Origin of the sequence: Thalassobacillus sp. CUG 92003 (assembly GCF_013618635.1) — a bacterium.
Classification (GTDB): Bacteria; Bacillota; Bacilli; order Bacillales; family Halobacillaceae; genus CUG-92003.
Genome location: NZ_JABLSJ010000004.1, coordinates 362,942 through 382,685, shown reverse-complemented (window position 1 = coordinate 382,685; position 19,744 = coordinate 362,942). Strand labels below are relative to the sequence as shown.

Genomic DNA, 19,744 nt, shown 5'->3' with positions numbered 1-19,744 from the left:
ACATGTTTTAACCAAGTCCTGAGAGGCTTAGAAAGGTGTTCGAGCGCGGATATTGTTCTCTCTAGTGAGATATGAACAATGAAGCCCTCTTGCACCTGCAAGAGGGTCTTTTAATGGAAGGAAGGTAGGAAATGATGAAACATTTTATTTCTGTGGAAGATCTATCACCGGAATCGATGTATCAGCTGTTTTCATTGGCCGAATCGTTGGAGACGAAGAAAATCAGACCGAAATGGGAGGATTACTTTGCTGTCAACGTGTTCCTCGAGCCCAGCACACGAACACGACACAGTTTCCAAATGGCAGAGCAGAAATTAGGGATCAACGTCTTAAATGCGACAAACGAAGATTGCAGTATGACAAAAGGAGAAAGCTTACTCGATACGATTAAAACGTTTGAAGCGCTAGGGGCTCACTTTGCTGTCATTCGTCAATCCGAAACAGGGGCTCTGCAGTCACTGGCAGATCATATCTCGCTTCCGATTATAAATGCGGGAGATGGGACCGGAGAGCATCCGACGCAAAGTTTGTTGGATCTCTATACCATCTATAAGGAGTTTGGCACATTTCATCAGCTGAAGGTGACGATTGCTGGAGATATTAAACACAGTCGTGTTGCACGATCAAATGCTTATATGCTCAAAAAGTTAGGCGCTCATATTCAATTTGCTGCCAAGCCGGCTTTCCGGGAGCCAGAGCGAGAGAGTGACTATCTGTCGATGGACGAGGCTGTTAAAGATAGTGATGTTCTGATGCTCTTGCGCATTCAACATGAGCGGCACGATTGCGCACATCATGACGCTGATTATCTTACGCAATATGGCTTGACCCTGGATCGGGAAAAACAAATGAAAGACCATGCCATTATCCTTCATCCCGCGCCCGTCAACCGCGGCGTCGAGATAGAAGGGTCGTTAGTGGAATCGCAGCGTTCCCGGATATTTAAACAGATGACCAATGGCGTCCATATCCGGATGGCCCTCATTCACCATATCTTAAAGGAGGAATATACGTATGAAAATTCTTTTCAAGAACGTCAAGCGACTTGAAGAAGAGAGTCTAATTGATCAAAATGTCTGGGTGGAAAATGGCCTCATTTGTAAACCTGACTCTTTTGACGAGTCTACTGCTGATCAGATCATAGACGGCAAAGGCAACCTTCTCATTCCAGGTTTGGTGGATGTCCACGTTCATTTACGAGAACCAGGAGGAGAAGCAAAGGAAACCATTGCGACAGGAACAGCTGCTGCAGCTAAAGGCGGATTTACAACGATATGTGCGATGCCGAATACGCGGCCTGTTCCAGATACTAGTCAACATATGGAGAACGTGCAGGCCAAAATTGCTTCAGATGCACGTGTCCGTGTCCTGCCTTATGCTTCGATTACGAAGAGACAGCTTGGGGATGAGCTTGTCGATATGAAAGGTTTGAAACATGCCGGCGCTTTTGCGTTCACCGATGATGGTGTCGGGGTGCAGGAGAGCAGGCGTATGTTAGAGGCTATGCAGACAGCGCGGTCCGCAAACGGCAGCATAGTAGCGCATTGTGAAGATAATAGTTTGACTTATAACGGTGTCTTGCATGAAGGTACAAAAAATCAGCAGCTTGATATGCCTGGTATTCCGTCTGCCTGTGAATCTGTTCAAATTGCTCGAGATGTGTTGCTGGCAGAAAGCGCAGATTGTCATTATCATGTTTGCCATGTTTCAACGAAGGAGTCCGTACGGGTCATCCGTGATGCCAAACGGGCTGGTATTCCAGTGACGACGGAAGTCACCCCTCATCACTTATTGTTGACTGAGGATGATATCCCGGGAGATAACGCCATGTTTAAAATGAATCCTCCTTTGAGAAGTGATGAAGATCGAGAAGCACTTCGGACAGGGTTATTAGACGGCACGATTGATTGTATTGCCACAGACCATGCCCCTCATACGGCTGAGGATAAAAAATTGGGATTATTGTCAGCCCCATTTGGCATTACGGGGTTAGAGATCGCTTTTCCACTGCTCTATACATACCTGGTTGAATCAGGCATGTTTACGCTCCGCCAGTTGGTGGATTGGCTTACCATACGACCAGCGGACATTTTCGACTTACCGTATGGTGTTTTAGAAATTGATCAACCAGCTGATCTTACTCTGATCGATTTGAACACGGAACAAAACATTGCCCCACAGTCGTTTCTTTCAAAAGGAAAAAACACGCCCTTTGACGGTTGGAGTGTGAAAGGATGGCCGATTCTTACCATGGTTAATGGTGAGATCGTCTGGAAGGAGGATCATGTATATGCGTAAACAATTGGTTTTAGAAGATGGAACCGTTCTGACAGGAGAAGGATTTGGCAGTGATCGTACCAGGTTTGCCGAAGTTGTCTTCAACACAGGGATGACAGGCTACCAGGAGGTTATATCCGACCCTTCGTATTGTGCCCAATTTGTGTGCTTCACCTATCCCTTAATTGGAAACTATGGGATCAATCGCGATGATTTCGAAACCGTCAATCCTGCTATTGCCGGTGTGATTGTCAAGGAACATTGTGAGCACCCTTCCAATTTTCGCAGTGAAGAAACGCTGGATGAATTTTTAAAGGCAAAAGATATACCAGGTATCGCAGGGGTGGACACACGGAAATTAACGAAACTCATTCGTCGGAATGGGACGATGAAGGCGATGATTACGTCCGTCGATGAGTCGATCGATCATGTGCTTAGGCAAATAGAATCGACGGAGCTGGCAAAAGATCAAGTCAAACACGTCTCTACCGTTAAACCTTATGTGGTGCCCGGTCGAGGACAACGCATCGTGTTGGTTGATTATGGGATGAAGCATGGTATCTTGCGAGAGTTAACGAAACGCTCTTGCCACATCACCGTCGTCCCTTACCACACGACAGCTGAAGAGATCATTCGGTTAAAGCCGGATGCCATTATGCTTTCTAATGGGCCTGGTGATCCTAAGGATGTGCCAGAAGCGATCGACACAATCCGTCAATTAATCGGCACCGTTCCTATTCTAGGAATCTGTTTAGGGCATCAGTTGATTGCTTTAGCATGCGGTGCAGATACGGTGAAGATGAAATTCGGGCACCGTGGAAACAATCAGCCAGTTAAGGACTTAAGGACGGGAAGGACGTATATTACCTCGCAAAACCATGGCTATGCCGTCGATCATACTTCTATTGATCATACTGCGCTGGAATTGACACAAGTGTCGTTAAACGACCAGACCGTTGAAGGTTTGAGCCATACCGACTATGCGGTCAGAACCTATCAATATCATCCAGAAAGTTCTCCCGGTCCTCAGGATACGGAACACTTATTTGATGAGTTTCTCGATTTGTTAGCGACAGAACCACGGAAACTTAAGGAGGTCGAATCATGCCACAGCGTCAAGATATAAAACGGATTCTCGTCATCGGGTCAGGGCCGATCATTATTGGGCAGGCAGCAGAGTTCGACTATTCAGGAACGCAGGCTTGCCAAGCATTAAAAGAAGAAGGGTACGAGGTCATTCTGTGCAATTCCAACCCCGCCACGATTATGACGGACCATACCTTTGCTGATGAAGTCTATATGGAGCCTTTAACGAGTGAATTTATAACTAAAATCATTCGTAAAGAACAACCAGATGCTATTCTCCCGACGCTTGGCGGCCAGATTGGGTTGAATTTGGCTGTAGAACTTAATGAGAGCGGGATATTAGCTGAATATGAGGTCGATTTATTAGGTACGCCGATTGACGCCATTCAAAAGGCTGAAGATCGGGAAATGTTCCGCAACTTAATGCATGAATTAGAACAGCCTGTACCAGACAGTGAAATTGTGCAGACCGTTGATGAGGCAGTAAATTTTGCAAACGCAATTGGTTATCCGGTAATTGTCCGGCCTGCCTACACGATGGGAGGAACGGGCGGAGGAATGTGTGATGATGAAACGCAATTACGAGAGATCGCTCGTAATGGTATAGCGTTGTCCCCCGTCAATCAATGTTTGATCGAAAAAAATATTTCAGGCTTTAAAGAGATTGAGTATGAAGTGATGAGAGATGGCTCTGACCATGCCATCGTTGTGTGTAATATGGAAAACTTTGACCCCGTCGGTATTCATACAGGGGATTCGATCGTGATGGCCCCTTCACAAACATTAAGCGACCGTGAATATCAATTGTTGCGAAATGCTTCTATTACCATTATCAGGGCCCTGGAAATTGAAGGAGGATGCAATGTGCAAATAGCGATTGATCCTCACAGCTTTCAGTACTATATCATTGAAGTTAACCCGAGAGTCAGTCGTTCTTCAGCGCTGGCATCCAAAGCGACGGGATACCCTATCGCCAAGCTCGCTGCAAAGATAGCTGTCGGGATGACACTTGATGAGATTAAAAATCCTGTGACCGGGACGACGTATGCTTGTTTCGAGCCTGCTCTTGACTACGTAATCACGAAAATACCGCGTTGGCCGTTCGATAAGTTTGCCGCGGGAAATCGTAAGCTGGGCACTCAAATGAAAGCTACAGGGGAAATCATGGCCATCGGACGAAACGTTGAAGAATCGTTATTGAAGGGTGTGCGTTCACTCGAAGGAGAAACCGAAGACTTGTTTCTTTCCACCGCTTTTGCTCTGACTGATTCAGAGTTGACGCTTCGCTTGCAAAAGGCAGATGATGAGCGGATATTCGTACTAGCAGAAGCAATTCGACGTGGATTCTCCGTTGATGACCTTCACGATCTTACACGTATTGATCGGTTCTTTCTTCACAAGATGCAAGGGATTATTGAACTTGAAGAAATCGCCAGGGAACGACGCTGGGATCCGGAAATCATCAAGCGGGCCAAGGAGCGAGGTTTTTCGGACGCTCAGCTTGCTCGGGTTTTGGAAACGACGATAGATGAGGTTTATGATTTTCGTATGAAGAACCGTCTAGCCCCTGTTTATAAAATGGTCGATACGTGTGCCGGTGAATTCGTTTCCGAAACGCCTTACTTCTATAGTACCTATGAGCAGGAAAATGAAGCGATTCCTTCCCCACAGAAGAAAGTATTGGTAGTCGGTTCAGGGCCGATCCGCATCGGTCAGGGGGTAGAGTTTGACTACGCTACAGTCCATTCGGTTCTGGCTTTAAAAGATATGGGATATGAAGCTATTATTATGAACAACAACCCTGAGACTGTGTCAACAGACTTCAGCGTTTCTGACAAATTGTACTTTGAGCCATTGACGCTGGAAGATGTCTTGCATGTCATAGAGTTGGAAAAGCCTGAAGGTGTGATTGTGCAGTTTGGCGGCCAAACAGCGATTAACCTGGTTCAAGGCCTGAACCGCCATGGCGTCAAAATTCTTGGAACGACGATGGATGCCATCAACCAGACAGAGGATCGTGATTTGTTTGAGCAGTTGATGAACAGGCTGGAAATAGCCAAACCAGGTGGAGAAAGTGTAACGAGTGTCTCAGAAGCAGTTACAGCAGCCGAACATATCGGCTACCCTATTGTTGTCAGGCCTTCTTACGTCCTGGGGGGCAGGGCGATGGAAATCGTCTATTCTAAACAAGAACTGCTTGCTTACATGGAAGAGAATGTTAAAGATTACAACGAGCATCCGATCTTAATCGATAAGTACTTGACCGGGATGGAGATCGAAGTGGATGCCATCAGTGATGGAGAAACAGTCGTCATTCCTGGTATTATGGAGCATATTGAACGTGCAGGCGTTCATTCCGGAGACTCAATGGCGGTCTATCCGACTCAACGTCTTGAACAAGAACTTGAGCAGCAATGTATTGATGCGACAGTCCTTATTGCCAAAGAACTGAACATGAAAGGGTTGATCAATATTCAGTTCGTTGTCCACAACGGCATAGCTTATGTCCTTGAAGTGAATCCGAGAGCAAGTCGCACAGTACCTTTCTTAAGCAAAATAACCGGTGTTCAAATGGCTTCGCTGGCTACGAAAGCGATCATGGGCGAAAACCTTCGGGAAGGAGGCTATACCACTGGTGTAGCAGGTAAACCGGAAGGTGTATATGTAAAGGTGCCGGTCTTTTCTTTTGAAAAATTGCGCAGCGTTGATACGACACTGGGCCCGGAAATGAAATCGACCGGCGAAGCAATTGGTTATGATCAAACCCTGGAAAAAGCGTTGTTCAAAGGGCTGACGGCTTCAGGTTTGACCATCCCCACAGAAGGATCTGTTTTGCTGACGGTAGCGGATAAGGACAAACAGGAAATGCTTTCGATCGCAGAAATATTCCATCAACTTGGCTTTCAACTGTATGCCACGGAAGGAACCGCGGCAGTTATCGCAGAATCCCAGATTCCTGTCACAGCAGTCGGCAAAGTGGGGGCTCATAACCAGGATGTCGTTGATACCATTCAAGCAGGGAAAGTCCAATTTGTGGTGAACACCTTGACAAAAGGACAGCGTTCGCGCTCAGATGGGTTCCGGATTCGTAGAGAAGCGGTCGAGCATGGCATCCCATGTTTGACAAGTCTTGATACAGCCATGGCTATCGTAAATGTCATCGATGCCATGACATTTACAGCTCGCTCCATCAAGCAGAGGGAGGTTTTGCCGGTATGATGAAGCAAGAACTGATGACCATCATGGAGCACTCCACTGTTGCCAAAGACACGTATATGCTCGTGATCCAGGGAGAAAGTGTTGCCCCACCTATAGACCCAGGGCAATTTGTCCATGTACTAGTCAGCCGGGATTTTTTTCTGCGTCGCCCCTTATCGATTGCTGATGTCAACTTTGCAAACGGCACATTAACGCTTCTTTATAAAGAGCTTGGGAAGGGAACCCAGGCTCTTTCCTTGAAGCAAGTTGGTGAGACATTAGATGTTTTAGGGCCTGGGGGACAGGGCTTTCCGGTTGAATCGCTAAATATTGAGAAGGCGCTTCTCGTCGGAGGTGGAATCGGCGTTCCGCCCCTTTACTATTTAGCTAAGCAACTGACGGATAAGGGAGTTGCAGTCGAGTCGGTTTTAGGTTTTCAAACGAAGGAGGATGTGTTCTATGAGGAACATTTCCGAGCTCTAGGGGAAGTTCGCGTTATGACCAATGACGGGAGTCGAGGCGATAAAGGTTTTGTGACCGATGGATTGCCAGAGGGGGAAGAAGCGTTTGATATGTACTTTTCCTGTGGGCCCGCTGTTATGCTGAAAGCTGTGTCCGACCAATTGGCTTCTTATCCAGGCTATATTTCAATTGAAGAACGCATGGGATGCGGGATTGGCGCTTGCTTTGCATGTGTTGTACCGGCAGATTCGGGAAAAGGCTATAAAAAAATATGCCGTGACGGTCCGGTATTCCGTCCGGAAGAGGTGATTTTATGAACACGTTAGCGGTGAAATTGCCGGGTCTTGATTTAAAAAATCCAGTCATGCCAGCTTCGGGATGCTTTGGCTTCGGACGAGAGTACAGTGAATTTTATCAATTATCAGAACTTGGAGCTATCATGATTAAGGCCGCTACAGTCGAGCAACGTTATGGAAATCCTACTCCCAGGGTAGCTGAAACCGCAAGTGGTATGTTAAATGCTATCGGGCTGCAAAACCCCGGGGTCGATCAAATCGTGGGTGAAGAGCTTCCTTTCCTTAATCAATATGACGTGCCCATTGTGGCGAATGTAGCAGGCAGCACAGTCGAAGATTATGCCCAGGTTACCGAAAAATTGACAGCTTCCAATCGCGTCTCAGCGCTTGAGTTGAATATTTCATGCCCCAATGTAAAAGAAGGAGGCGTGCAATTTGGGACGGATCCGGACTTAGCCTATAATGTGACGCAAATAACTAAACAACACACGCATCTCCCGGTATATGTGAAGCTTTCGCCTAATGTAACGGATATTACAGCAATGGCTCGGGCCGTTGAAGCGGCAGGGGCTGATGGATTAAGCATGATCAATACCCTGACAGGGATGAAAATGGACCTTCATAAACGAGAACCATTGATTGCCAATCAGACAGGCGGCCTTTCGGGACCGGCTATCAAGCCTGTAGCGATCCGGATGATCCATGAAGTCTACCGTTCCGTAAAGATACCGATTATCGGCATGGGGGGGATTGAATCGACCGAGGATATTTTGGAATTCATGCTGGCCGGTGCAAGTGCCGTGGCTGTAGGAAGCGCCAATTTCAAAAACCCGTATATATGTCCACAGTTGATTAAGGAGCTGCCAGCTACGCTTCATGAGCATGGTTGGTCATCCGTTCATGAGGTCATAGGAGGTGCTCATCGTGAAAACAATCAGTCCAGTGTATCTCGCGCTTGATTTTTCCAGTTCAAACCAAGCCATGGCGTTTTTAGCAGATCATCAACTCGATGATATCCCTGTTAAGGTAGGCATGGAACTGTATTTTCGGGAAGGACCGGCCATTATTCATAAATTAAAGGATAAAGGTCACGCTATATTTCTCGATCTCAAGCTGCACGATATTCCTCATACCGTCTATAACACGATGGTTAATTTATCCAAGCTTGATGTAGATATGGTCAACATTCATGCCGCCGGGGGCAGTGCTATGATCCAGGCAGCCAAATCAGGTTTAGAAGACGGCTCTTTTGAGCAGCGCCCTCTCTTAACCGCTGTGACACAACTGACCTCTACGGATGCAATGACCTTTCAATCAGAAAATTTAACCGCCCATTCGATTGAAGAAGCGGTTTTACATTATGCTGATTTGGCCAAACACGCCGGGGCAGATGGCGTAGTCAGTGCTGTTGGCGATGTTTCGCTCATTAAACAGCAATGCGGCTCTTCATTTATAACGGTTTCACCAGGTATTCGACTCGCTAACGACTCGATGGACGATCAAAAGCGGGTCTCTGATCCTGGTATGGCTTATGAGGCAGGGAGCGACGCCATCGTCGTAGGACGGGCTGTCACACGCTCAGCTGATCCTAAAGATACGTACGAACGCATTAGAAAGGAGTTTCAAAATGTCCCACACACTCGCAGGTAAGCTTCTGCAAATCGGAGCGGTGCAAATTAATGTGGAGCAGCCCTTCATTTGGACCTCTGGGATTGAATCGCCCATTTATTGTGATAATCGTTTGACGATGTCTTACCCTGAGATCAGAACGCAAATAGCTGAGTTTTTCATAGACAAGATTAAGGCCATGGATGAAGATGTGGATGTCATTGCCGGATGTGCTACGGCTGGCATACCTCATGCTGCTTTTGTAGCAGACCGTTTGAACCTCCCGATGGTTTATGTCCGGTCTTCAGCTAAAAAACACGGTAAGCAAAATCAAATTGAAGGGACATTTGCACGAGGGGAAAAAGTGGTGCTCATTGAAGATTTAGTATCAACCGGCCAATCATCTTTACACGCAGCACATGCGATTAGGGATGCCGGTGGAGAAGTCCTGCAGGTCCTGTCTATCTTCAGCTATGGTTTAAACCGTGCTCACCAAGCTTTTCAAGAAGCGTCCTATCCGTTTACCTCCTTGTTTGATCTGAACGAACTGATGACCATGATGAAAAGAGAAAATCAACTATCCTCACAAGATGAAACAAAATTACAAGAATGGTTGGAAAACCAATAATTGCAGAAACGCCTGAAGCAATGAGATATAAAGAACGAAGAGGCCGGTACCCCTCGTGGGCTATGGCCTCTTCGTTTCTTCAGTTGCCGTGTCTTCTTTTAATTCCCTTACAAACGATTCATCGGGCGTGACGAATAACGTTTGTTGATGGTCATACGTGACATATCCGGGCTTAGCACCGGATGGTTTCTTGACGTGATGGATTTTTGTGTAGTCGACTGGCACGGACGAAGAGTGCTTGGATTTGCTGAAAATGGCTGCTAATTGAGCCGCTTCAAGCAATGTATCCTCGCCCGGGTTTTCCCCGCGAATGACGACGTGAGAGCCTGGAATATTTTTGGTGTGGAGCCACGTATCGTTTTTATGGGCAAGGCGTGTCGTTAGGTACTCATTTTGTTTATTGTTTTTACCGACATAGATGGGCGTCCCTTCGCTCGATACGAACTGTTCCGGCGAAGGCCTTGTTTGTTTTTGTTTCTTTTTGGAACGACTTGGTTTTTTTCTCAAATAGCCTTGCTCACGCAGCTCTTCCCGGATTTCGTCGATGTCTTGTTCACGTGCTGTTTCGACTTGTTGAATGAGTTCTTCAAAATACGTGATTTCCTGCTTTGCTTTCTCGATCTCTTTGTGTACGACTTCCCCTGATTTTTTCATCTTTTGATACGTATGGAAAAAGTTTTGGGCATTAGTGCTGGGCGATTTGTTCGGGTTGAGTTCGATAGTCAATTCCCTTTGCTCGGGGTCATAATAATCAACTACCGTTACCGTTCGATCGCCAGCGCGAACCTTGTGAAGGTGTGCTGTCAGTAACTCGCCCATTTTTTGATAGTAATCAGCTGATTCAGCTCTTAGCAAGGTTTGCTCGTGCTTTTTGATTTTACGTTTGTTTTTGTCTCGTTCGTTTTTTAAGAATCGATACAAATCACCTGCTTGTTGTTTGACACGATCGCGCTCAGCTTTGCCTGAATAAAACGCATCCAGCATGCCGCTTACCGTTGTAAATGTCTCTTTCGCATGTTCGATCGTTTCTAAAGGCAGCACGTAAAAATACTCGTGCGACCCGCGCGCGACCCAGGGATGATAATCATGTTCAATAATTGCCTGCTGGACTTTTTCGAATTGATGCTTGTAGGCAGCTTGGGACCCCAGACGGGCTTGAAAGGCGATTTCTTTCGTCAGGAGGGGGGAAAACCCCATCACTATACTAAGAATTTGCCGGTCAAGTTTACCAGTGTTAAAATCAAGCTTCTTAACGAATGCGTCCGGGTGTAGTGTTGTAGGGTCAAGTTTACCTTGTTCAGGTGGTAATTTATAAGGTTGCCCTGGCATGATAATGCGGTGTCTATTTTGAGAAGGCGATATATGTTTCACGCTATCGAGTATGTGCCCTTCTTCGTCATCAACTAAATGGATGTTAGAATGTTTCCCCATTACTTCAATGATTAGGGTTTTGCGTGTTTCATCACCGACTTCATTCCGTGTGTGGACATGAATCTTCACAATCCGCTCCATGCTCACTTGTTCAATGGATTCAATAAAACCCCCGGTAAGATGTTTTCTGAGTAACATACAAAGCATAGGTGGTTCTTTCGGATTGCGATATTGGTCCTCAGTCAAATGGAAGCGGGCATAGCTGGGATGCGCCGATAGTAATAGACTGTGGTTCTTTCTGTTATGCCTGATCGTAAAGACTAATTCCGTATCAGTTGGTTGATAGATTTTCATTATTCTACCCGGCATGATGGTTTCTTGTAATTCGTGTACCATAGCCCGGGTTACAACGCCGTCAAATGACATGATCGTTCACCTCTCATGATTGCTAGTATAGCATGAATAGCCGGAGTTTCTCCATGTTGGAAGAGAAGTGGCATGTTAAACGGAGCAGTGCCGCGCATTATGCTTCCATATCGAAACACGTTGATTGATGATAGGTGATTAGAGAGAATTTTGAAATAAAAATACTTTTAAACCCCCGGTGGGCATTTCAGGGTTAGATTAGCCAGGCTGCAATTGTTTTTGCTAGAATATGGGTGAGATAAAAGGAGTGAGGTGACGCATCATGGTGTATAGCATGACGGGTTATGGGAGAGAAACGGTCCATTTTCAAGAAAGCTACATAACGGTGGAAGTTCGCAGCGTTAATTATCGCTATTTAGACATTTCCCCTAAACTCCCCGGGTCGCTGCTTTATTGGGAGGAGCGATTGAAGAAGGTCATTCACCATTACATCCACAGAGGCCGGGTCGATATCTTCGTGACCATTAAAGGTGCTGGAATCACGAAGCGAGCCTTGCATGTAGATTGGGATGTAATGGAGCAATACATGGCGTTTGTCCAACAAGCGAAACAAAAATACGACTTGACTGGAGACGTATCAGTTGATAATGTTACGAAGCTGGAAGCGTTATTTTCCGTCAATGAGCAGGAGACAGACATAGATGAGCTTGAAACCCCATTAATCACGGCATTGGAGCGGTCAATGGAACAGTTAGTTTCCATGAGAAGCCAAGAAGGGGATGTGTTGGCAGAGGATTTAATTGAGCGCATGACTGTCGTAAACAAACACATCGCTAACATCGAAGAACGAAGACCTTTGGTAGTTCGTGAATATCAGGAGCGAATCAAGGCAAGAATTGAAGCATATACGGAAAACGAATTCGCCTCAGATGATGGCAAAGTGGTGCAGGAAGTTGCGTTATTAGCGGAAAAAGGCGATGTGTCAGAGGAAATTACGCGATTAGCGTCTCATTCTGAGCATTTTATGCAAACGATCAGGCAGGATACGCCTCTCGGTCGCCGCCTTGATTTTATCGTGCAAGAGATGCATAGGGAAGTGAATACGATTGGTTCTAAAGCGAATGATCCCAAAATTAGCGAATGGGTCGTCTCATTAAAGAGTGAACTTGAGAAAATTAAAGAACAGGTACAAAATATAGAGTAATTATTTGAGATTTGACCGTTTTTTCTCATATAATAGAAATAGTGAACAGAGACGCGGATTGAGCGTCAAGAAGGAGGAGCCAGTTTTGAGCTTAAAATTAATTAACATTGGATTCGGTAACGTCGTATCTGCCAATCGAATCATTTCGATCGTTTCGCCCGAATCCGCACCCATTAAACGAATCGTGACAGTAGCGCGTGATAACAATAGATTAGTTGACGCTACATACGGAAGGCGGACGCGAGCTGTCATTATTACCGATAGTGACCACGTTGTGTTATCTGCAGTACAGCCGGAAACAGTGGGTCAGCGTGTGTTGAGTAGTGATGAAGTATCAGATGAAAACTAGGAGGGTATGATATGATAGATGAAAAGGGGATTTTATTTATACTATCAGGCCCTTCTGGTGTTGGAAAAGGCACCATTCGCAAGGCGTTGTTCGACAAATCAACTAATCTCCGCTATTCGATATCCATGACGACCCGCGCTCCTCGTGAGGGCGAAGAGAACGGGGTTGATTATTTTTTCAAATCACGCGAAGAATTTGAAAGGTTGATTCAGGAGAACCAGCTGATCGAACACGCTGAATATGTCGGGAATTATTATGGTACCCCTAAAGCATACGTCGAACAAACATTAGATGAAGGAAAAGATGTGTTTCTAGAAATCGAAGTACAGGGTGCCTTGCAAGTAAAGCGAAATTTCCCGCAAGGCGTATTCATTTTCCTGATTCCGCCTAGTTTAAAAGAATTAAAGGATAGAATTGTGAATAGGGGAACTGAATCGGAAGAAAAAGTGAACAACCGCTTAACGGCTGCGAAAGATGAGATTGATATGATGGATGCCTACGATTACGTGGTCGTCAATGACGAAATCGATTCAGCAGTCAACAAAATCCAGGCGATTGTAGCCAGTGAGCATTGTAAGCGGGAACGCGTAGCGAAACAATATAAACAAGCTTTGGAGGCTGATCAATCATGATGCTAGAACCGTCTATTGATTCATTGCAGAAAAAGATCAAATCAAAATACACACTTGTAGCGCTTTCTGCCCGTCGTGCAAGAGAGTTGAAACTGGGCAGTGAGACAACGCTCGATACAAAACCGACTTCTTTTCAAGATGTAGGTGTGGCGTTGGAAGAAATTAGAGATGGGAAATTGCATTATATTGAATCAGATGATATTCAGTCTCGCTAATCGGGGCTGAGTAAACATACGTATCAAACTTTCTAAAAGAGCCGCGCTGGACTGAGTATGTTAGCGCGGCTCTTCGTTATCATTACGGAGAAAACGAGGTGAATGTGATGCTTAAGGGGAAGAAAATTATGCTTGGTGTATCAGGTGGGATAGCGGCTTATAAAGCCTGTGCATTAACGAGTAAGCTTGTTCAATCAGGCGCAGAAGTAAAAGTTGTGATGACTGAGAGTGCGACAAAGTTTGTCAACCCATTGACGTTCCAGGCGCTTTCGAGAGAACCCGTGTACACTGATACATTTGACGAAGAAGATCCTTCCGGAATCCAGCATATTGATGTAGCGGATTGGGCGGATGTGGTGCTGCTTGCTCCGGCCACTGCCAACATTCTAGGTAAACTGTCGAACGGGATTGCCGACGATATGCTCTCCACAACACTCTTAGCCACTGAGGCGCCAGTTTATATTGCGCCTGCCATGAATGTACACATGTATGCTCATCCTTCTGTGATACAAAACATGCAGCGATTAGATGAGTGGGGTTTTAAGTTTATCGAGCCTGGAGAAGGTTACCTCGCCTGTGGTTATGTAGGAAAAGGGAGATTAGAAGAACCCGAAACGATTATTCAAGTACTTGAGAAGGATAGCAGTCAAGCGGCTTTTTTACATGGGAGGCGTGTATTGATTACAGCAGGTCCAACACGTGAGCGGATCGATCCAGTTCGGTATTTTTCCAACCCTTCTTCAGGGAAAATGGGGTTTGCTTTAGCAAGGCAGGCGGCCCGCTTAGGAGCGGACGTTACGTTGATTACTGGACCGGTGGAGTTAGCGACGCCCTCAGGAGTGAACCGCATTGATGTTATGTCAGCTGAAGATATGTATCAAGCGGTTTTGGCTCATTTTGAACAGGCTGATATTGTCATCAAAGCAGCCGCTGTGGCGGATTATCGCCCCAAACATACGTATCAAGAAAAAATGAAAAAACAACCTGGCGATTACACGGTGGAAATGGAACGGACGAAAGATATTCTTTACACGCTAGGCGAAAAGAAATCGGACCAATTTCTAGTCGGGTTTGCTGCTGAATCGGAGAGACCGCTTGAATATGGTTTGCAAAAACTGAGCAAGAAAAACCTTGATGCCATTGTTGTGAACAATATTAAAGAGGAGGGGGCAGGGTTTGGACAGGATACGAATATTGCTGTGTATGTGAACAAGCAAGAGCACACGGTGGAGATGCCCATCATGTCCAAAGATGACTTGGCCACAAAAATTTTCGAACACATTGCGAACGATTTAAAGGATGACCTGTTGTGAACATTGCGCGTGTCATTGTTGATGTACCTTCCACCCAAACGGATCGCCCTTTTGATTATAAAATCCCTGAGGCTTACCAGCATATCGTGCAGCCTGGCGTCAGGGTGATTGTGCCATTCGGTTCCCGAAAAGTAATGGGGTTTGTTGTGGGACTTGCCGCCGAGAGTGATTTTAATAAGCTGAAGTCCTTATCCGATGTTCTTGATTTGGAACCCGTTTTGACGGAAGAATTACTGGATTTGGGCAAATGGTTGTCGAAACAAACGCTTAGTTTTTACATTTCCTGTTTTCAGGTGATGCTGCCTCAAGTGCTGAAAGCTAAATATGATAAAGATTTAGAACGAAACGGTGATGTTGTGTTAGAGGAGGATTTGGAAGAATTGTTTGCTGGCCGGGACATTGTACCGTATGCGGAGTTCGAAGAATCCCACATAACGTACAATCGGCTTCAAAAGCAGGTCCGAGAAGGGCTGATAGAAGTCCGGTACAAAGTGAAGAGCAGGGAAACAACGAAAACAACCACCATGATTGAACCTGCCCATGATCCGACAGCTCTCGAAGAAGCTATCGTCGACCTGCCAAAGCAAGCGACTAAACAGAAAGATCTGCTGAATTACTTTGCAGAGCAGCCGACAGCGATTCCTCAAGCGCAACTGCTCGACCATTTACAGACGACCAGAGCATCACTAAAGCCGCTTTTGAAAAAAGGTTTGCTCACTACGTACCAGCAGGAAATATACCGTGATCCGTACCAACATAGAGATTTTGCAAGAACGGAGCCGTTTCCGTTAACAGACGAGCAGCGTGATGCGATCACCCCTATACTAACGACGATGAACCAACAAGACCAGGGTGTTTTTTTACTCCATGGCGTGACAGGAAGCGGCAAGACGGAGATCTATTTGCAATCCATACAACAGGCGATCGATCAAGGGAAAGAAGCGATCATGCTCGTCCCGGAAATTGCGCTTACTCCGCAAATGGTCGAACGTTTCAAAGGTCGTTTCGGCTCTCGTGTAGCTGTGTTTCATAGTGCTTTGTCTGCAGGGGAGAAATATGATGAGTGGCGTAAAATACAAAAAAAAGAAGTGCAAGTTGTTGTCGGAGCACGATCAGCTATTTTCGCGCCGTTTACGAATTTAGGTATCATCATTATTGACGAAGAACATGAATCCAGTTATAAGCAAGAAGACCGCACACGATATCATGCGCGTGACGTAGCGATTTATCGAAGTGAAAACCATGCTTGCCCAGTCGTGCTTGGGAGTGCTACCCCCACTCTTGAGACCTATGCGAGGGCTCAGAAAGGCAATTACACGCTTCTCACGCTGACGAAACGCATGATGGATGCCAACATGCCCGAGGTTGAGTTGGTGGATATGAGAGATGAGCTTCATGCGGGCAATCGGTCGATGTTCTCACGTGCTTTAATCGAAAAGATCAAGGAACGGATAGAAAAAAATGAACAGACGGTCTTGTTTTTAAACCGACGCGGGTATTCCACGTTTGTCATGTGCCGGGATTGCGGCGAAGTTATGGAATGTCCGCATTGTGATATTGCCTTAACCTACCACCGTAACCATGAGGCGCTAAAATGCCATTATTGTTCCTATGAGGAACCAATGCCTGCTCAATGCCCTGAATGTGAAAGTGAGACGATCCGGTATTTCGGAACAGGGACTCAAAAAGTCGAAGAATCTCTTCAGCAATTATTACCGGAAGCTGAAGTCATCCGGATGGACGTGGATACCACCCGGAGAAAAGGCGCCCATGAAAAGTTGTTGAAACAGTTTGGGGACGGCAAGGCTGATATTCTATTAGGGACACAAATGATTGCCAAAGGGCTTGACTTTGGGAATGTCACACTGGTGGGGGTATTGGCTGCAGATACCCTATTGAATCTTCCTGATTTTCGGGCTTCTGAAAAAACGTTTCAATTGCTGACACAAGTGAGTGGGAGAGCGGGAAGGCACTATAAACCCGGCGAAGTGATTGTGCAGACTTATTCACCTGAGCATTACAGTATCGAGCTTGCCAGTCGCTATGATTATGGATCTTTTTTTCATGAGGAAATGAAACTGAGGAAGGCTTTTCAGTATCCCCCCTATTATTTTTTGACCTTGATTACGATTTCGCATCCGAACCAGCTTCGTGTCAAAGAAGCCGCGATGAAAATTGCTCAATTTATGAAAACGAAACTGTCTGACCAGGCTAATGTGCTCGGCCCTACACCTTCCGCTTTAACGCGGATCAATAATAGATATCGCTATCAATGCATGATAAAATACAAAAAGGAACCTGAGCAGCGAAAACTGATAAAACGCATTCTGCATTACTATGAAGATGAAATGAAAGAAGAGAATGGACTGCAGATTACGGTAGATTTTCAACCATACCAGCTGATGTAAAAGGAGAGACCTTGAAATATGAAACGAATCGTTTTTATGGGCACACCGGACTTTGCGGTGCCGGTACTAAACCGCATCGTCGCTGACGGCTACGAGGTCGTATTGGCGGTTACACAGCCAGACCGCCCTAAAGGGAGAAAACGTGTGCTTACCCCGCCCCCTGTCAAAGAAGCAGCTCATCACCATGACATTCCTGTACTGCAACCAGAGAAAATCAATGAGGAATATCATAAAGTTTTGGCGTATCAACCTGATCTTATTGTGACGGCTGCGTATGGTCAAATTCTACCGGTTGAGTTATTGGAAAGGCCGGAGTATGGCTGCATCAATGTCCATGCATCGCTGCTTCCTGAATTAAGAGGCGGAGCTCCTATTCATTATGCTCTTTTGGAAGGTAAAAAGAAAACCGGCATTACCATTATGTATATGGTTAAGAAACTGGATGCAGGGGATATTTTAACGCAGACGGAAGTTCCCATAACTGAAGAGGATCACGTTGGGTCCCTTCATGATAAACTCGCTTCTGCCGGAGCCGAACTTCTATCCGAGACGATCCCTCGCTTGTTTAAACAAGCGATCCAGCCGATTCAACAAAATGAAGCGGATGTGTCATTTGCCCGAAATATCAAACGGGACCAGGAATGGATCAATTGGCAGGAATCGCAGCAACACGTCTATAACCATATTAGAGGATTACACCCTTGGCCGGTAGCCGCAACCTACTATCAAGGGAAACCGCTCAAAGTATGGTGGGGGACCCCTGTTAACCAGACCTTTAATGGAGCAGCCGGAGAAGTTGCAGCCATTGAAGCTGATGGATTTATTGTTCAAACGGGTGATCAAAAAGGTATTAAATTGACCAGTGTCCAACCCTCAGGCAAGAAACGTATGTCTGCAACAGACTTTTTAAATGGCACCGGAAGTTCCTTAAGTATCGGAGATAAGCTGGGTGAACAGAATGAGTAGTTTTACGTTAAGAGAAACGGCGTTGGACATACTGACAAAAATCGGGGATCAGGGTGGGTTCAGTCACGTCCTGATTGACCAGGCGATGCACCACAAGGGGCTATCGGATCGTGATGGCGCTTTGCTCACCGAAATCGTGTACGGTACCTTGCAGCGTCGCGACTTGATTGAATTTTATACAGCACCTTTTATTACGAAACAGAAAAAATTACACGCCTGGGTAAAATGGTTGTTATACATGTCAGTCTACCAAATGAAGTTTTTAGATAAAGTGCCGGACCACGCGATTATCCATGAAGCGGTTAATATAGCTAAGGATAAGGGTCATAAAGGGGTGGCTTCCTTGGTGAACGGCGTACTCCGGAATATTCAACGCAAGGGGGTCCCTTCGCTTGAAACAATTGAAGATCCTGTTGAGCGTTTAGCGATTGAAACGAGCCATCCTCGCTGGATGATTCAACGATGGATCGGAATGTACGGGTTTGAAGTGACGGAACGAATGGCCCATGCTAATATTCATCAAAAGCCTGCTGCTGTTCGAATCCAACCTCTCAAGATTGATCGTGAAGAAGCCATGCGGATGCTTCAAGAAGATGGCTTCGAGGTGACGGCCAGCCAATTGTCTCCTCAAGGCATCGTGATTGACTCAGGTAATATTTTAAAACACCCTCTCTTTTCTGAAGGAAAATTGACTATCCAAGACCAAAGCTCTATGCTTGTTGCAGAGTTGATGGATTTAGGTCCGGGCTTGGATGTGTTGGATGCTTGCAGTGCTCCGGGCGGAAAAACGACACATATGGCGGAGCTCATGCATGATAAAGGGCACATTACAGCTTATGATCTCCACAGTAATAAAGCCAAAATGGTAGAAGAGAAAGCGGTCCACTTGAATCTTACGACAATAACCGCTTCCCAGGCTGATTCGAGACATTTACAGGGTAAGCATTCCCCGGAAACCTTTGACCGGATATTGATCGATGCACCTTGTTCGGGGTTAGGCGTATTGCGAAGTAAACCGGATATTAAATACCATAAGTCTGAAAAAGATATTGAAGCGTTGAGTGTCATTCAAGGAGAATTGCTTAAAGAAATCGCCCCGCTGTTGAAACCAGGTGGTAAACTAGTCTACAGCACCTGTACAGTGGACCGTGCTGAAAATGAGAATGTGATTGGAGCATTTTTGGAGCATCATCAAGATTTTGAAATGGATCAGGCATTTTTCCATTATTTACCGGAAATGTTAAAGAACAGCTCTGGCCAGAGTGATGTCGGTCTGCAAATATTTCCGTACCAATTTGACTCTGATGGCTTCTTTTTAACCAGGCTTCAAAAACGATAGGAAAGAGCAAATGACGTACGTAACCA

At 45.8% G+C, this 19,744-nt stretch carries 17 protein-coding genes; 16 read left to right on the top strand and 1 reads right to left on the bottom strand.

Annotation, left to right across the window (positions count from 1 at the left end; translation table 11 throughout):
- The first annotated feature begins 134 nt into the window (after positions 1–134).
- From HOP45_RS08695 to pyrE, 8 genes are read left to right on the top strand one after another with little or no spacing between them, the layout of a single operon-like run.
- On the top strand, positions 135–1,049 hold the full coding sequence (locus HOP45_RS08695; protein ID WP_181348902.1) for an aspartate carbamoyltransferase catalytic subunit: 915 nt from the start codon (positions 135–137) through the stop codon (positions 1,047–1,049).
- The gene (locus HOP45_RS08690) at positions 1,015–2,298 is read left to right on the top strand and encodes a dihydroorotase (RefSeq protein WP_181348871.1); all 1,284 of its coding nucleotides are present in this window, start codon (positions 1,015–1,017) and stop codon (positions 2,296–2,298) included. Before HOP45_RS08695 ends, HOP45_RS08690 begins: the two co-directional genes overlap by 35 nt.
- Positions 2,291–3,403, top strand: a complete 1,113-nt coding sequence (locus HOP45_RS08685; RefSeq protein ID WP_181348870.1) for a carbamoyl phosphate synthase small subunit — start codon at positions 2,291–2,293, stop codon at positions 3,401–3,403. The genes HOP45_RS08690 and HOP45_RS08685 overlap by 8 nt, the downstream gene beginning before the upstream one ends.
- Entirely contained in the window at positions 3,382–6,582 is a 3,201-nt protein-coding gene (gene carB, locus HOP45_RS08680) for a carbamoyl-phosphate synthase large subunit (protein ID WP_181348869.1), read from the top strand. The genes HOP45_RS08685 and carB overlap by 22 nt, the downstream gene beginning before the upstream one ends.
- Positions 6,579–7,340 carry a dihydroorotate dehydrogenase electron transfer subunit gene (locus HOP45_RS08675; RefSeq protein WP_181348868.1) on the top strand — a complete coding sequence of 254 codons (762 nt, stop codon included), beginning with the start codon at positions 6,579–6,581 and terminating at the stop codon, positions 7,338–7,340. Before carB ends, HOP45_RS08675 begins: the two co-directional genes overlap by 4 nt.
- On the top strand, positions 7,337–8,278 hold the full coding sequence (locus HOP45_RS08670; RefSeq protein ID WP_181348867.1) for a dihydroorotate dehydrogenase: 942 nt from the start codon (positions 7,337–7,339) through the stop codon (positions 8,276–8,278). The genes HOP45_RS08675 and HOP45_RS08670 overlap by 4 nt, the downstream gene beginning before the upstream one ends.
- Positions 8,279–8,300: 22 nt before the next feature.
- Positions 8,301–8,969 (top strand): orotidine-5'-phosphate decarboxylase, encoded by a 669-nt coding sequence (pyrF, locus tag HOP45_RS08665; RefSeq protein ID WP_219914562.1) that lies wholly within the window; start codon positions 8,301–8,303, stop codon positions 8,967–8,969.
- A complete protein-coding gene (pyrE, locus tag HOP45_RS08660; protein WP_181348865.1) occupies positions 8,947–9,555 on the top strand; it encodes an orotate phosphoribosyltransferase in 609 nt (202 codons plus the stop codon). Before pyrF ends, pyrE begins: the two co-directional genes overlap by 23 nt.
- A gap of 60 nt (positions 9,556–9,615) precedes the next feature.
- Here pyrE and HOP45_RS08655 read toward each other — a convergent pair whose 3' ends face one another.
- The gene (locus HOP45_RS08655) at positions 9,616–11,352 is read right to left on the bottom strand and encodes an Rqc2 family fibronectin-binding protein (RefSeq protein WP_181348864.1); all 1,737 of its coding nucleotides are present in this window, start codon (positions 11,350–11,352) and stop codon (positions 9,616–9,618) included.
- A 262-nt stretch (positions 11,353–11,614) separates the two neighbouring features.
- Here HOP45_RS08655 and HOP45_RS08650 point away from each other — a divergent pair, with 262 nt between their 5' ends.
- The 8 genes from HOP45_RS08650 to rsmB all read left to right on the top strand — a co-directional run bounded on the left by HOP45_RS08650 (position 11,615) and on the right by rsmB (position 19,718).
- On the top strand, positions 11,615–12,496 hold the full coding sequence (locus HOP45_RS08650) for a YicC/YloC family endoribonuclease (protein ID WP_181348863.1): 882 nt from the start codon (positions 11,615–11,617) through the stop codon (positions 12,494–12,496).
- An 85-nt stretch (positions 12,497–12,581) separates the two neighbouring features.
- Positions 12,582–12,845 carry an extracellular matrix/biofilm regulator RemA gene (gene remA, locus HOP45_RS08645; RefSeq protein WP_181348862.1) on the top strand — a complete coding sequence of 88 codons (264 nt, stop codon included), beginning with the start codon at positions 12,582–12,584 and terminating at the stop codon, positions 12,843–12,845.
- Positions 12,846–12,856: 11 nt separating this feature from the next.
- Positions 12,857–13,477: a guanylate kinase gene (gmk, locus tag HOP45_RS08640; RefSeq protein WP_181348861.1), complete on the top strand. Its 621-nt coding sequence runs from the start codon at positions 12,857–12,859 to the stop codon at positions 13,475–13,477.
- On the top strand, positions 13,474–13,692 hold the full coding sequence (gene rpoZ, locus HOP45_RS08635; RefSeq protein WP_181348860.1) for a DNA-directed RNA polymerase subunit omega: 219 nt from the start codon (positions 13,474–13,476) through the stop codon (positions 13,690–13,692). Before gmk ends, rpoZ begins: the two co-directional genes overlap by 4 nt.
- A gap of 107 nt (positions 13,693–13,799) precedes the next feature.
- The gene (gene coaBC, locus HOP45_RS08630; RefSeq protein ID WP_181348901.1) at positions 13,800–15,005 is read left to right on the top strand and encodes a bifunctional phosphopantothenoylcysteine decarboxylase/phosphopantothenate--cysteine ligase CoaBC; all 1,206 of its coding nucleotides are present in this window, start codon (positions 13,800–13,802) and stop codon (positions 15,003–15,005) included.
- On the top strand, positions 15,002–17,413 hold the full coding sequence (gene priA / locus HOP45_RS08625; protein ID WP_181348859.1) for a primosomal protein N': 2,412 nt from the start codon (positions 15,002–15,004) through the stop codon (positions 17,411–17,413). The genes coaBC and priA overlap by 4 nt, the downstream gene beginning before the upstream one ends.
- Before the next feature lie 18 nt (positions 17,414–17,431).
- Complete coding sequence (gene fmt, locus HOP45_RS08620) at positions 17,432–18,379, top strand: methionyl-tRNA formyltransferase (RefSeq protein ID WP_181348858.1); 948 nt, start codon at positions 17,432–17,434, stop codon at positions 18,377–18,379.
- Positions 18,372–19,718: a 16S rRNA (cytosine(967)-C(5))-methyltransferase RsmB gene (gene rsmB, locus HOP45_RS08615; protein WP_181348857.1), complete on the top strand. Its 1,347-nt coding sequence runs from the start codon at positions 18,372–18,374 to the stop codon at positions 19,716–19,718. Before fmt ends, rsmB begins: the two co-directional genes overlap by 8 nt.
- Positions 19,719–19,744: the final 26 nt, after the last annotated feature.